Annotated in this window: 13 protein-coding genes; 7 read left to right on the top strand and 6 right to left on the bottom strand. The window is 71.1% G+C overall.

The features are described 5' to 3' along the window. The first annotated feature begins 113 nt into the window (after positions 1-113). Together ACGFYN_RS09075 and ACGFYN_RS09080 are read left to right on the top strand one after the other, a co-directional pair. Positions 114-1454 (top strand): transcriptional regulator, encoded by a 1341-nt coding sequence (locus ACGFYN_RS09075; RefSeq protein WP_393865121.1) that lies wholly within the window; start codon positions 114-116, stop codon positions 1452-1454. A 75-nt stretch (positions 1455-1529) separates the two neighbouring features. Continuing rightward, positions 1530-2075: an NUDIX hydrolase gene (locus ACGFYN_RS09080; protein ID WP_393865122.1), complete on the top strand. Its 546-nt coding sequence runs from the start codon at positions 1530-1532 to the stop codon at positions 2073-2075. Between the two features lie 27 nt (positions 2076-2102). Here the strand turns inward: ACGFYN_RS09080 and ACGFYN_RS09085 are convergent, their stop codons facing one another. Further along, positions 2103-2360, bottom strand: a complete 258-nt coding sequence (locus ACGFYN_RS09085) for a hypothetical protein (RefSeq protein ID WP_393865123.1) — start codon at positions 2358-2360, stop codon at positions 2103-2105. Positions 2361-2591: 231 nt separating this feature from the next. Then, a complete protein-coding gene (locus ACGFYN_RS09090) occupies positions 2592-3467 on the bottom strand; it encodes a 3-hydroxybutyryl-CoA dehydrogenase (protein ID WP_393865124.1) in 876 nt (291 codons plus the stop codon). Between the two features lie 175 nt (positions 3468-3642). On the opposite strand from ACGFYN_RS09090, the gene ACGFYN_RS09095 reads away from it, so the two are divergent. Further along, on the top strand, positions 3643-4866 hold the full coding sequence (locus ACGFYN_RS09095) for a glycoside hydrolase family 10 protein (protein WP_393865125.1): 1224 nt from the start codon (positions 3643-3645) through the stop codon (positions 4864-4866). A gap of 1 nt (position 4867) precedes the next feature. Here ACGFYN_RS09095 and ACGFYN_RS09100 read toward each other — a convergent pair whose 3' ends face one another. Both ACGFYN_RS09100 and ACGFYN_RS09105 read right to left on the bottom strand, forming a co-directional pair. Then, complete coding sequence (locus ACGFYN_RS09100; RefSeq protein ID WP_393865126.1) at positions 4868-5062, bottom strand: DUF1918 domain-containing protein; 195 nt, start codon at positions 5060-5062, stop codon at positions 4868-4870. A gap of 92 nt (positions 5063-5154) precedes the next feature. Next, on the bottom strand, positions 5155-6075 hold the full coding sequence (locus ACGFYN_RS09105) for a DMT family transporter (protein WP_393865127.1): 921 nt from the start codon (positions 6073-6075) through the stop codon (positions 5155-5157). On the opposite strand from ACGFYN_RS09105, the gene ACGFYN_RS09110 reads away from it, so the two are divergent. The 3 genes from ACGFYN_RS09110 to ACGFYN_RS09120 all read left to right on the top strand — a co-directional run bounded on the left by ACGFYN_RS09110 (position 6074) and on the right by ACGFYN_RS09120 (position 8911). Next, positions 6074-7522: a PLP-dependent aminotransferase family protein gene (locus ACGFYN_RS09110; RefSeq protein ID WP_393865128.1), complete on the top strand. Its 1449-nt coding sequence runs from the start codon at positions 6074-6076 to the stop codon at positions 7520-7522. The two genes, ACGFYN_RS09105 and ACGFYN_RS09110, sit on opposite strands and share 2 nt — an antisense overlap. Before the next feature lie 240 nt (positions 7523-7762). Continuing rightward, positions 7763-8197 (top strand): GNAT family N-acetyltransferase, encoded by a 435-nt coding sequence (locus ACGFYN_RS09115; protein ID WP_393865129.1) that lies wholly within the window; start codon positions 7763-7765, stop codon positions 8195-8197. 120 nt (positions 8198-8317) lie between these two features. Continuing rightward, positions 8318-8911 carry a histidine phosphatase family protein gene (locus tag ACGFYN_RS09120; protein WP_393865130.1) on the top strand — a complete coding sequence of 198 codons (594 nt, stop codon included), beginning with the start codon at positions 8318-8320 and terminating at the stop codon, positions 8909-8911. Positions 8912-9509: 598 nt separating this feature from the next. Here ACGFYN_RS09120 and ACGFYN_RS09125 read toward each other — a convergent pair. Further along, positions 9510-9953: a DUF6314 family protein gene (locus tag ACGFYN_RS09125; protein ID WP_393865131.1), complete on the bottom strand. Its 444-nt coding sequence runs from the start codon at positions 9951-9953 to the stop codon at positions 9510-9512. 2 nt (positions 9954-9955) lie between these two features. Further along, complete coding sequence (locus ACGFYN_RS09130; protein ID WP_393865132.1) at positions 9956-10207, bottom strand: hypothetical protein; 252 nt, start codon at positions 10205-10207, stop codon at positions 9956-9958. Positions 10208-10344: 137 nt separating this feature from the next. Here ACGFYN_RS09130 and ACGFYN_RS09135 point away from each other — a divergent pair, with 137 nt between their 5' ends. Then, on the top strand, positions 10345-12870 hold the full coding sequence (locus tag ACGFYN_RS09135; protein ID WP_393865133.1) for an alpha-L-arabinofuranosidase C-terminal domain-containing protein: 2526 nt from the start codon (positions 10345-10347) through the stop codon (positions 12868-12870). The last annotated feature ends 75 nt before the right edge of the window (positions 12871-12945 follow it).

Here is a 12945-nt window from a genome sequence, read left to right on the forward strand (position 1 = left end):
TGGAAACTCTCCGCGACAGCGCGCGTACGCTGCGGATTCGGGCACTCCGTTCACACCCCGTGTGAAGCCGTTCGCACTAGTCTGACGGGCACCGAGCCATCCGGGGGGCATATATGCAGCCCAACACTCTGCTGGACGCGATCCTGGACGAGGCGGGGATCTCGCATGCGGGCCTGGCAGCACACGTCAATCAGGCGGGGCGGGCGCGCGGTCTCGCACTCCGCTACGAACACACCGCCGTGGCAAGGTGGTTGAAGGGGCAGCGGCCGCGCGGTCAGGTGCCCGATCTGATCTGCGAGGTGCTCGCGGGCCGGCTGCACCGTCCCGTCACGCTCGACGACATCGGCCTCGGCGTGCCCGGCGAACCGTCGACGCCGCACGGCACCTCGCTCTCCGGCTTCGTCGAGCGGGCGACCGCGCTGTGGCGCTCCGACGAGCAGCAGCGCCCGCACATCCTGGGCGCGCCCGCGGTGACCGGCACACCGGCGGTCATGCCCGTGTGGGAGTGGGAGAACCCGCCCGAGGACGTCGACGTCTCGCGCGGCGGCCGGCACCGGGTCACCCCCGCCGACCTGGAGATGCTGCGCGCCGCCCGCACCCACTACGAGCAGATGTACCGCAAGGCCGGCGGCATAGCGACCCGTACCAGGATCGTCGGCTTCCTCAACGCCGAGGCCGCCCCGCTGCTGCGCGGCAGCTACACCGACGCCACGGGGCGTCAGCTGCACCGGGCGACGGGCGGGTTGGTGGCGATCGCGGGCATCTGCGCCTACGACTCCGACGCGCACGGTCTCGCCCAGCGCTACTTCCACCAGGCGCTGCGGCTGGCCAAGGCCAGCGGCGACCGGGGGCTCGGAGCGTATGTGATCGCGCTGCTGGTCAACCAGTCCCTGTTCATGCGGGAGCACCGGCAGGCCGTCGCCTTCGCGGAGGCCGCGCTGCGCGCCGCCGGCAAGCACATCACCCCGGCACTCGCCTGCGACCTCTACGCGATGCAGGCCAAGGCGTACGCGCACCTCGGCGACGGCACGACCGCGCTGTCCTGCATCCGGCGGGCCGAACAGGCCGCCGAACGTATCCGGCGCGGATACGAGCCCGACGAAACCGGCTATGTGCAACCGGGGTTGGTCAACGTCCAGGTGGCGGAGGCACTGCTCAGCCTCGGTGAACTCGTGGCCGCGGGGGAGCACGCGGCGGCGGCCGTCGACAACCCGGCGCACGACCGCGGCCGGGTGCACCGGCTCGCCATGCTCAGCACGATCGAACTGCGCCGGGGCAACGCCGACAAGGCCGTGGCCACCGCGGTGCAGATGGCCGAACAGGCGCGCGGAATGGAGTCCCAGCGACTGCGCGACAGACTCCGGGCGGTACGCGACCACCTGGTGCGTAACGGCTGCGCGGGCACCGCGGAGGCTGCCGAACTCATCGACGGCGCACTGCGCGTACCGCTGTAGACCGGTTCCTCAGCACCGCTGAACCACAGTCCCTGCTGCGATATTGCCACTTACTCGACGGAAGGTGGCAGAACCGTGCAGTGGACGAAACAGAACGAACAAACTGTGTACGCGAACCGCTGGTTCGACGTGAACCTCGCGGATGTCGAGTTGCCGGACGGCCGGCATCTCGATCACTTTCTGATACGCATGCGGCCGGTGGCCGTGGCGACGGTGGTGAACGAGGCCAACGAGGTCCTCCTCCTGTGGCGCCACCGTTTCATCACCGACAGCTGGGGGTGGGAACTCGCGGCCGGTGTGGTCGAGGACGGCGAGGACATCGCCGTCGCGGCCGCCAGGGAACTCGAGGAGGAGACCGGCTGGCGGCCGGGACCTCTGCAGCACCTCATGAGCGTGGAGCCGTCCAACGGCCTCACCGACGCCCGGCACCACATCTACTGGGCCGACGAGGGCAATTACGTCGGGCATCCCGTGGACGACTTCGAGTCGGACCGCCGGGAATGGGTCCCCCTCAAGCTCGTCCCCGACATGATCGCCCGCGGGGAGGTCCCGGCCGCCAACATGGCGGCCGCGTTACTGTACTTGCACCACCTCAGGCTCGGGCAGGACGCCCGGCCCTGATCCCACCCCCCGCGTCCTGGTCCGGTGTCAGTGGCCCAGGGCCTGCCATATCGTCGCCACGAGCGCGCCCACCGCGGTCAGTGCCGCGATCGCGGGCAGCGGCCAGCGGGCGTGCTCCAGCGCGATGATGCGTGCGCTCAGGTCGTCCATCTCCTTGTCGGTCTCCTCGGTCCGATGGTTGAGCAGATTGAGCCCTCCCTCGACGCGTGCGTACGCGACGTCGAGGCGGCGACGTAACTCTGCGAGTTCTCCTTGGACCACGGGATGCTCGGGGTCGGCGGTCACGAGTCCGCTCCTTTCCGTAGTCGACACATCCCTTGCATGCGCATGAGGAGTCAACTCGCCTGGTGGACGCGTGGGGAGCGTGTGCGAACGGCATATGCGGGCCCGCCGCGCACACGGTGTGTGAATGGCGCGGGCCCGGCACCTGGAAAGGTGCCGGGCCCGTGTTCGTCGCACTGTGTAGTCGGCACCCTGGAACGGGCACTGTGCAACCGGCCCGAGGCCGCAGGGGGGTCAGCGGTAGCTGTAGAAGCCCGAACCGGACTTCCGGCCGAGCCGGCCCGCGTCGACCATGCGCTGGAGCAGCGGGGGAGCGGCGTACAGCGGCTCCTTGTACTCCTCGTACATCGAGTACGCGACGGACGCGACCGTGTCCAGGCCGATCAGGTCGGACAGCTTCAGCGGGCCCATCGGGTGGGCGCAGCCGAGCTCCATGCCGTTGTCGATGTCCTCGCGGCTGGCGATGCCCGACTCGAACATCCGGATCGCGGAGAGGAGGTAGGGGATCAGCAGGGCGTTCACCACGAAGCCGGAGCGGTCCTGGGCCCGGATGGCGTGCTTGCCGAGCACCTTCTCGGTGAACAGCTGGGCGCGGCCGAGGGTGCCCTCGGAGGTGGTGAGCGCCGGGATCAGCTCCACCAGCTTCTGCACGGGCGCCGGGTTGAAGAAGTGGACGCCGACGACCTGGTCGGGGCGAGAGGTGGCGACCGCGAGCTTGACCAGCGGGATCGAGGAGGTGTTGGAGGCCAGGATCGCGTCCGGCCGGGTCACGACCTGATCGAGGACCTGGAAGATCTCCGTCTTGACCTGCTCGTTCTCGACGACGGCCTCGATCACCAGGTCGCGGTCGGCGAACTCGCCGAGATCGGTGGTGAAGCTGAGCAGCGCCTGCGTGGCGTCGAGCTCCTCCTCGGTGATCTTGCCGCGCTCGGCCGCCTTGGTCAGGGAGTTGAACAGCCGGGTGCGGCCGATCTCCAGGGCCTCGCCGGTGGTCTCGGCGACCTTGACCTCCAGTCCGGAACGGGCGCACACCTCGGCGATGCCGGCTCCCATCTGGCCGCAGCCCACAACTCCGACGCGCGCAATGTCTCCCGCCGGGATGTCAGTCACATCGTCCCCTTCGCTGGTCTACGGGTGGGCGGCAGGTCTCCGCTGGTTCGGCCCCTGCTCCGATCGTGCACGTTACTCCCAAGTATCGATGATCGATCGTGCGGGTACGGGCATCCTGGGCGACGGAAACGATCCGTAACCGTACGGATCCGTACTGTATGGGGGTGCCTCGAGGATGGGTCGAGTCTCACGCAGGGCGTTCACGCTGGCCGCGCTCGCGACGCTGGCGGCGGCGCCGGACGCGGGTGCCGCACCGCGGCGCCGGCGCGCGGTCACGGAGATGCGGGGGGTGTGGGTTGCCACCGTGGCCAACCGGGACTGGCCCTCCAGGCCGGGCCTGACGGCGGCCGAGCAGCGTGCGGAGCTGACCGGGCTCCTCGACCTGGCGGTGCGCAACCGCCTCAACGCCGTGATGTTCCAGGTACGTCCGACGGCGGACGCGCTGTGGCCCTCGCCGTACGAGCCCTGGTCGGAGTTCCTCACCGGCACCCAGGGCCGGGACCCCGGCTGGAACCCCCTGGAGACGGCCGTCCACGAGGCCCACGCCCGCGGTCTGGAGCTGCACGCGTGGTTCAACCCGTACCGCGTCGCCACCCACACGGACCTGACGAGGCTCGCCGCCTCCCACCCGGCGCGCAGGCACCCCGACTGGGTGGTGCCGTACGGCGGGAAGCTCTACTACAACCCCGGGCTGCCCGAGGTCCGCGCCTTCGTCCAGGACGCGATGCTCGACGCGGTCCGCAAGTACCCCGTCGACGCCGTGCACTTCGACGACTACTTCTATCCGTATCCGGTGGCCGGCCAGACCTTCGACGACGACGAGGCCTACGACCTCTACGGCGGCGGCTTCTCGAGCAAGGCCGACTGGCGCCGCGACAACATCGACAAGCTGGTGCTCGAGATGGCCGCACGCGTCAGGCGGACCCGGCCCGGCACACAGTTCGGCATCAGCCCGTTCGCGGTGTGGCGCAACGCCGCGACCGACCCGCTCGGCTCGGACACCCGGGCGGGCGTGCAGACCTACGACGACCTGCACGCGGACACCCGCAGATGGGTGCGCGAGCACTGGATCGACTACATCTGCCCGCAGGTCTACTGGAACATCGGGTTCGCCGCCGCCGACTACGCCTCGCTCGTGCCCTGGTGGGCGGAGGTCGCGCGCGGCACGGGCACCCGTCTGTACGTGGGGGAGGCCCTGTACCGGGCGGGTGACCCGGCGCAGGGCGCGGCGTGGCAGGACCCCGCGGAGCTCTCCGGGCATCTCACCCTGGCCGAGAGTTACCCGCAGGTGCGCGGGCACGTCTACTTCGCCGCCCAGGACGTGGCGGCGGACCGTATCGGGGCGATGGCACGGGTCGTCGCCGACCACTACAGCCGGCCGGCGAGGCCCCCGCGCTGATCTACATCTGCGTTTCCTTGTGCCGGATCTCGGTGTCGGGGCCGGGGGAACACACGCCCACGTGCCCGTCCTCGAAGCGGACGCGGAACGGCGGGCTGCCCTCCGGTCCCAGGACTTCGACGATCTCACCGACCTTGTCGTGCTGTCCGACCACCCTGCCGTGCTGGACAAGCTGGTCGCCCACGGTTGCCTGCATGTGTAGGGCCTCCTCACCGATGTGCGGGAGCAGCGGTCCGTGGCCGAGTCTACGGCGCGGGGCCCGGGTTGGGACCGGCCCGTGCGTGCCGCTCAGCCCCGCGCCCGCTGGGTGACGGCGATGCATACGAGGACCGCCGCGGCCGTCAGCGGTGCGGCGGCCGTGAGGTGCTCACCCAGCAGCAGCACGGACCACACCAGTGTGAGCAGCGGCTGCGCCAACTGCAACTGGCTGGCCTTGGGGATGCCGATCGCGGCCATGCCCCGGTACCAGACGACCAGGCCGAGGAACTGCGAGCCCGCCGCGACCCAGAGCACTCCGGTCACGCTGTGCGCGGTCAACTGCAGGGGCTCGTGCGACAACGCGAGCGCCGCGGCCGGCACGCTCAGCGGCAGGCACAGCACCAGCGCCCATCCGATGACCTGCCAGCCCGGCATGACGCGGGCCAGCCGGCCGCCCTCGGTGTAGCCGGCGGCGCACACCAGCAGCGCGGCGAACAGATAGAGGTCGGCGGTGCTCAGCGCGCCGCCGCTCTGCTGCACCGTGAAGGCGACGACCGCCGCCGCGCCCGCGAGGGCCGCCGTCCAGAAGGTGCGGGAGGGGCGGTGGCCCGTGCGCAGGGCGGAGAACAGGGCGGTCGTGAGCGGGAGCAGGCCGACCACGACGGCCGCGTGCGCGGTGGTGGACGTCTGGAGCGCGAGGGTGGTCAGCAGCGGGAAGCCGACCACGACCCCGGCGGCGACGACCGCCAGTCCGGCCCAGTGGCCGCGGTCCGGCAGCCGCACCCTCGTGACGAGCAGACAGGCGCCCGCGATGAGCGCGGCCAGCACACTGCGGACGGCCACCAGCGACCAGGGCCCGAAGCCTTCGAGCCCCCAGGCGGTGGCGGGGAAGGTGAGGGAGAAGGCGGTGACGCCGAGGACGGCCTGGAGCGTGCCGCCGACGGCCGGCGTCTCCGGCGGGGTGGCGACCGCTATCCGCTCCGAAGCAGTAGCGCTATTCTGTGCTGTCATGCATCAGCGTAGCAGCGTGGGTGAGCTGGCGGGTCTGCTCCGACAGGAGTTGGACCGCTACTCTCCTGGTGGAAAGCTCCCGTCCAGTCGTTCTCTCGTCGAGCGGTTCCGGGTCAGTCCGGTGACCGTCTCGCGGGCCTTGGCCCAACTGGCCGCCGAGGGGCTGGTGGTGACCCGGCCGGGCGCGGGAGCCTTCCGCGCCGAACCGCGCGCCGAGAGCGCCGCGGCCGGTGACACCTCCTGGCAGGAGGTCGCGCTGAGCGCGGACGGGGCCGCCGACCTCGTACCGCGCACGGTCGACGCGTCCGGCGTGGTCGTCTCGCTCGCCGCCCCGCCGCCCGGGGTCGTCGAGTTCAACGGCGGCTATCTGCACCCGTCCCTGCAGCCGGAGCGGGCGATGGCGGCCGCGCTGGCCCGGGCCGGGCGCCGTCCCGGTGCCTGGGGACGGCCGCCGATGGAGGGTCTGCCGGAGCTGCGGGAGTGGTTCGCGCGCGGCATCGGCGGCGGGGTCACCGCGGCCGAGGTGCTGATCACCGCGGGCGGCCAGTCGGCCCTGACCACGGCTCTGCGCGCCCTGGCACCTCCGGGCGCCCCGGTACTCGTCGAGTCCCCGACCTATCCCGGCATGCTGGCGATCGCGCGCTCGGCGGGCCTGCGCCCCGTGCCCGTCCCGGTGGACCCGGACGGTGTCCGGCCGTCCCTCCTCGCCGACGCGTTCCGTGCCACGGGCGCGCGGGTCTTCGTCTGCCAGCCCCTGTTCCAGAACCCCACGGGCGCGGTCCTCGCCGCGGACCGCCGCGCCGAGGTGCTGCGCATCGCCCGCGAGGCCGGGGCGTTCGTCGTCGAGGACGACTTCGTACGGCGGCTCGTGCACGAGGACGCGGGCCCGCTGCCGAGTCCGCTCGTGGCCGACGACCCCGACGGCGTCGTGGTCCACGTCGGCTCCCTGACCAAGGCGACCTCGCCCAGCTTCCGCGTGAGCGCGCTCGCCGCCCGCGGCCCGGTGCTGGAGCGGCTGCGCGCCATCCAGATCGTCGACACCTTCTTCGTCCCCCGGCCGTTGCAGGAAGCAGCCGTCGAACTCGTCGGCTCTCCGGCGTGGCCCCGCCATCTCCGTTCCATTTCAGCGGAGTTGAAGACCCGCCGCGACACCATGTCGGCGGCTCTGCGGCTGCGGCTCCCCGAACTGGCCCTTCCGCACATCCCCTCGGGCGGCTACCACCTCTGGCTCCGCCTCCCCGAGGGCACCGACGAACTCGCCCTCACCTCCGCCGCCCTGCGCGCGGGGGTCGCCATCACGCCCGGCCGCCCCTACTTCAGCGCCGAACCCCCGGCCGCACACGCACGGTTGAGCTTCGCCGCGGTCGCGGGGGCGGGGGAGACCACGGAGGGGGTACGGCGGTTGCGGACGGCCTTCGAGGAGGTTCGTGCACAATGCCGCGCGTGAGTCCAGCGACGGATCGTCCCAGATGGTGGTACGGGCTTCGCGCCTTCGTGTTCTTCCTGGCGGGCGGCGGTCTCGGCTTCTTCGCGTACGTGGCGGTCTCGCATCGGCCGGACGGGCCGCCCTGGGGGTGGCTACTTGCCGGAGCGGCCGTCTGCGGGGTGACCGGCGCGGTGAAGCGGCCCCGTGGCCATGGGGGAAAACCGTTCGACGTGCAACCTCCCGACCTGCGAACCTCCCGCCATGAGCGACACGGTGAGCCTTCCTGAGGGGTACGAGATCTCGACCGACGCCGGCCGGATCGACGTCGACCGGGTCCACACGTGGCTGTCCACCGACGCGTACTGGGCGATGGGGCGGCCGCGGGAGAAGCAGGAGCGCGCGATCGCCGGGTCGCTCAACTTCGGGGTGTACGACACGGTTTCGGGGGATCAGGTGGCGTATGCCCGGGTCATCACCGACCGGGCGACCTTCGCGTGGCTGTGCGACGTCTACGTCGACCGTTCCGTGCGGGGCAAGAACCTCGGGACGGCTCTGGTGGGCGCCGTACGCGATCATCTGGAGCCGTACGGCCTGCGGCGCGTCCTGCTCGCGACGCACGACGCCCACGGCGTGTACGAGAAGCTCGGGTTCCGGGCGCTGGCGAGGCCCGACCAGTGGATGGCGCTGGCGTTCTGAGCAGGTGGATTGCGCCAGTTGTCCGCCAGGTCCTGACCTTGAAGTAAGGCTCCGGCCACCGTGGGTGACCCGAAGGTATCTTCCCTTGACCTGCGCACTTCCGCGACACACCATCGCCCCATGCAACTCAGGGTCACGTTCGTCGCCGCCGCGCGCAGCTCCCCGCTGCTCGCCGAGCACTTCCAGGACGACCGTCCGCTGGACCAGGCCGGCTGGGACGAGGTGCAGCGTGCCGCCCACGACCTGCTGCCGCTCGCGGCGGCCGAGCTGCGCTACTGCTCGCCCACGCCGCGCAGCCGCGCGACCGGCGACGTCCTCGGCTACGCGCCCCTGGTGCAACTCGCCCTGCGCGACTGCGACATGGGCCGCTGGCGCGGGCTCACCCTCGGCGAGGCGATGGCCCGTGAGCCCGAGGCCGTCGACACCTGGCTCGCCAACCCGAGAGCCACCCCGCACGGCGGCGAGTCGCTGCTGACCTTCATCACCCGGGTCGGCAACTGGCTCGACACCCGCCCCGTCGAGGACGGCGGCCGCATCGTCGCCGTGGCGGAGCCGTCGGTCGTCCGCGCGGCCCTCGTCTACGTCCTCAAGGCCCCGCCGTCCACCTACTGGAACCTCGACGTCCGGCCGCTGTCGGCCACCACGGTCACGGGCCGGGCCGGCCGCTGGAACCTCCGCCTCGACGCAACCTCGCCCCAGGCGTCCCGCGCCTAGGGAGCACATCTCCCGCGTGCGGCCTGGGGGCTCTTCTGCAGGTCGGTTGCCACGCGTGCGGACGGCCGGTGGGGCCGCTTGTGCTCTTCGGCAGGTGGGTTGCCCCGCGTGCGGCCGGTTGGTCGGTCCGTTCGGGGTCCTTTGCCGGTCGGTTGTCCCACCTGCGGCCGCTGGTCGGACGGTTCGGGCTTTTCGGGAGTTCCGCTGTCACGCGTGCGGACGGCCGGTCGGCCCGCACGGGTTCCTCGGCAGCTCAATTGTCCGCGCGCCGACGGCCTGCCCGCTGTCGTTCCGCGCGTGCAGCCGGCCCCCGGCCGGTCGGCCCTGCCGTCAGGCATCCCGCTCGAGCCGGTCGGTCCCTGCAGGTTCCTCGGCAGCTCGGTTGTCCGCGCGGGTGCCCTGCCCGGCGTCTCCCGCCCGTGCAGCCGGCCCCCGGCCGGTCGGCCCTGCCGTCAGGCCTCCCTCTCGGGCCGGTCGGCCCGTGCGGGTTCCTCGGCAGCTCGGTTGTCCGCGCGGGTGCCCTGCCCGGTGTCGTTCCGCGCGTGCAGCCGGCCCCCGGCCGGTCGGCCGCCGTCAGGCGTCCCCTCCGCCCAACCCCTCAAGTGCCCCGCACGTACTCGGTGGCCAGCACAAGATCCTTGGCCGGGCCGCCCACCCGCCACACCGTCCGCCAGTGATCCGCGTCCCGGACCGTGAACTCGCCGCGGTAGAAGTCCGCCGCACAGGGATGGTCCGCGACGTACCGGCCGGACGTCAGGTCCAGGTCGTGAAAAGGCCGGCCGTCGGCGAAGCGGACCTCCACCGCGCCCGGTGAACTCCCCGGCAGGAAGCGGAGAGTGCGCTCGGCGGGCCGGGCGACGCCCTGCCAGGTGAACGTCCCCGACTCCTCGTGCAGCAGCCCGCCGTCCGCGAGCGGGATGAAGACCGTCGCCCCCTCGAAGCGCCCCTCGGCCCCGCTCGCCAGATCCCGTACCGCCCGCTCGACGCGCCAGGGTCCGGCGAGGTGGGCGAGCAGGTCCGGCACGGGCCACAACTCGCCCATCCTCAGCCCTTCCTGCGGCGACGGCGCAGGCCGTCCGGGGAGCCGGTCGGGGCCTTGCGGTCGGCCTGGGCCCGGATCTCCTGGTGTGCCGAATGGCTCGTGGTGCGGAAGGCCTCCTCGTACGCGGCCAGCGCCCCGCTCAGACCGCCACCCGCCGTTCCGCGCCTGCGGATCCGGCGCGCCAGCCCCGTGAACGCCAGCATGACGGCGGCCAGGAACACGATCAGCAAGAGGTACGGCACCAGCACATGCATGCCGTCGACCTTACGCCCGGCGCCGCCCGCCCCATTGACGTGCTCACACCCCTTACCTATCTTTCCGTTCGAAGTGCTGACCGCTGTCTGATATTTCGAACGATCGCCATGATCCATTCCCAGAGCCGCGGAGTACCATGTCGCATTCCACTCGTCGCACCCGGCTGAGACTCGGCCTCGGAGCAAGCACTTGCCTCCTCGCCGCCGGTCTCCTCCCGGGCCCCGCCCACGCAGCCGGCGCAGCCGACGCAGCCGGCGCAGCCGACGCCGCCGACACCACCGACTACGCGATCAACGTCGACCCCGGCGCCAAGGGCGCGAAGATCGACGACACCATGTACGGCGTCTTCTTCGAGGACATCAACCGAGCCGCCGACGGCGGTCTCTACGCCGAGCTCGTGCAGAACCGGTCCTTCGAGTACTCCACCGCCGACAACACGTCGTACACGCCGCTGACGGCGTGGACGGTCGACGGTACGGCGCAGGTCGTGGACGACGACGGCCGGCTGAACGCCCGCAACCGCAACTACCTGTCCCTGGGCGCCGGTTCGGCCGTCACGAACGCCGGCTACAACACCGGCGTGAGGGTCGAGCAGGGCAAGAGGTACGACTTCTCGGTGTGGGTCCGCGCCGCGAGCGGCACCACGCTCGCCGTCTCCCTGCGGGACGCCGACGGCACGCTGGCCGGCGCGCGCCAGGTGGCCGTGCGCAAGGGCGGCTGGGCGCAGTACAAGGCGACCTTCACCGCCGCCCGCACCAGCTCGAACGGCCGCCTCACCGTGGGCTCCTCGGCCGCCGCCGCGCTCGACATGGTCTCCCTCTTCCCGCGTGACACCTACAAGCACGAGCCGAACGGCCTGCGCAAGGATCTCGCCGAGAAGATCGCCGCCCTGCACCCGGGCTTCGTCCGCTTCCCCGGCGGCTGCCTGGTCAACACGGGCTCGATGCAGGACTACAGCGAGGCCTCCGGCTACCAGCGCAAGCGCTCGTACCAGTGGAAGGACACCGTCGGCCCGGTCGAGACCCGTGCGACGAACTCCAACTTCTGGGGCTACAACCAGAGTTACGGCCTCGGCTACTACGAGTACTTCCGCTTCGCCGAGGACGTCGGCGCCATGCCGCTGCCGGTCGTCCCGGCCCTGGTCACCGGCTGCGGCCAGAACAAGGCCGTCGACGACGGCGCACTGCTGAAGCGGCACATCCAGGACACCCTCGACCTCATCGAGTTCGCCAACGGGCCGGTGACGTCCAAGTGGGGCAAGGTGCGGGCGCGGATGGGCCACCCGAGGCCCTTCCACCTCACCCACATCGAGGTCGGCAACGAGGAGAACCTGCCGAACGAGTTCTTCGCCCGGTTCAAGCAGTTCCGCGCCGCCATCGACGCCAGGTACCCGTACATGACGGTGATCTCCAACGCGGGCCCGGACGACTCCGGTTCGACCTTCGACACGGCCTGGCAGCTCAACAAGGACGCCAAGGTCGACATGGTCGACGAGCACTACTACAACAGCCCGCAGTGGTTCCTGCAGAACAACGACCGCTACGACTCCTACGACCGCGGCGGGCCCAAGGTCTTCCTGGGTGAGTACGCCTCCGGCGGCAACGCCTTCAAGAACGGTCTCGCCGAGGCGGCGTACATGACCGGCCTGGAACGCAACGCGGACGTCGTCAAACTGGCTTCGTACGCCCCGTTGTTCGCCAACGAGGACTATGTGCAGTGGCGCCCGGACATGGTCTGGTTCAACAACCACGCCGCTTGGAGCTCCGCCGACTACGAGGTCCAGAAGCTGTTCATGAACAACGTCGGCGACCGCGTCGTGCCCTCGACCGCCACCGGAACGCCTTCGCTGCTCGCCCTCATCTCCGGCGCCGTCGGCCTGTCGACGTGGGACACCGGCGCCGCGTACGACGACGTGAAGGTGACGGACGGCGACGGGAACACGCTGCTGAGCGACGACTTCTCCGGTGACGCCTCGAAGTGGACGCACACCGGGACCGGCAGCTGGAGCGTCCAGGACGGGCAGTACGTGCAGACGGACACCGCCGCCGAGAACACCATGGTCTCGGCCGGTGACCCCAAGTGGCACGACTACGACCTGCATGTGAAGGCCACCAAGAAGTCCGGCAAGGAGGGCTTCCTGGTCGCCTTCGGCGTCAAGGACACCGGCAACTACTACTGGTGGAACCTGGGCGGCTGGGGCAACACCCAGTCCGCCGTCGAACAGGCCGTGGACGGCGGCAAGTCGACGCTGTTGGCCAAGGCCGGGTCGGTCGAGACGGGGCGTGCGTACGACGTCGACGTCAAGGTGCGCGGCCGCCAGGTGACCCTGTACCTCGACGGCCAGGAGTGGGGCAGCTTCACCGACGACAAGCCCGCTGAGCCGTTCCGCCAGGTCGTCACCAGGGACGCGCGGACCGGTGACCTGATCGTCAAGGTGGTCAACGCACAGTCCTCGGCGGCCCGCACGGCCGTCGACCTCGGTGGCGCGAAGGTCGCGCCGAAGGCCCGGGTGACCACGCTGGCCGCCGCGCCGGACGCCGTGAACACCGAGACGAGCACGCCCGTCGCACCGGCGACGTCCACCTTCTCGGGGGTCGCGGGCACGTTCACGTACACCTTCCCGGCGAACTCGGTCACCTTCCTGCGGATCAAGCAGAAGTAGGTCCCGGTGTGGGCTGCCGCCCTACCGGCGGCAGCCCACAAGGCGCGCTGAAATTCACGCTCAAACTATGCACTG

Origin of the sequence: Streptomyces sp. NPDC048419 (assembly GCF_043200415.1) — a bacterium.
In the GTDB taxonomy this organism is placed as follows: domain Bacteria; phylum Actinomycetota; class Actinomycetes; order Streptomycetales; family Streptomycetaceae; genus Streptomyces.

Coding starts and splice junctions, on each gene's coding strand:
- ACGFYN_RS09115 (WP_393865129.1), top strand. CDS start 7,763: ATGAGCGACACGGTGAGCCTTCCTGAGGGGTACGAGATCTCGACCGAC.
- ACGFYN_RS09130 (WP_393865132.1), bottom strand. CDS start 10,207: ATGCATGTGCTGGTGCCGTACCTCTTGCTGATCGTGTTCCTGGCCGCC.
- ACGFYN_RS09105 (WP_393865127.1), bottom strand. CDS start 6,075: ATGACAGCACAGAATAGCGCTACTGCTTCGGAGCGGATAGCGGTCGCC.
- ACGFYN_RS09075 (WP_393865121.1), top strand. CDS start 114: ATGCAGCCCAACACTCTGCTGGACGCGATCCTGGACGAGGCGGGGATC.
- ACGFYN_RS09110 (WP_393865128.1), top strand. CDS start 6,074: ATGCATCAGCGTAGCAGCGTGGGTGAGCTGGCGGGTCTGCTCCGACAG.
- ACGFYN_RS09100 (WP_393865126.1), bottom strand. CDS start 5,062: ATGCAGGCAACCGTGGGCGACCAGCTTGTCCAGCACGGCAGGGTGGTC.
- ACGFYN_RS09125 (WP_393865131.1), bottom strand. CDS start 9,953: ATGGGCGAGTTGTGGCCCGTGCCGGACCTGCTCGCCCACCTCGCCGGA.
- ACGFYN_RS09120 (WP_393865130.1), top strand. CDS start 8,318: ATGCAACTCAGGGTCACGTTCGTCGCCGCCGCGCGCAGCTCCCCGCTG.
- ACGFYN_RS09095 (WP_393865125.1), top strand. CDS start 3,643: ATGGGTCGAGTCTCACGCAGGGCGTTCACGCTGGCCGCGCTCGCGACG.
- ACGFYN_RS09135 (WP_393865133.1), top strand. CDS start 10,345: ATGTCGCATTCCACTCGTCGCACCCGGCTGAGACTCGGCCTCGGAGCA.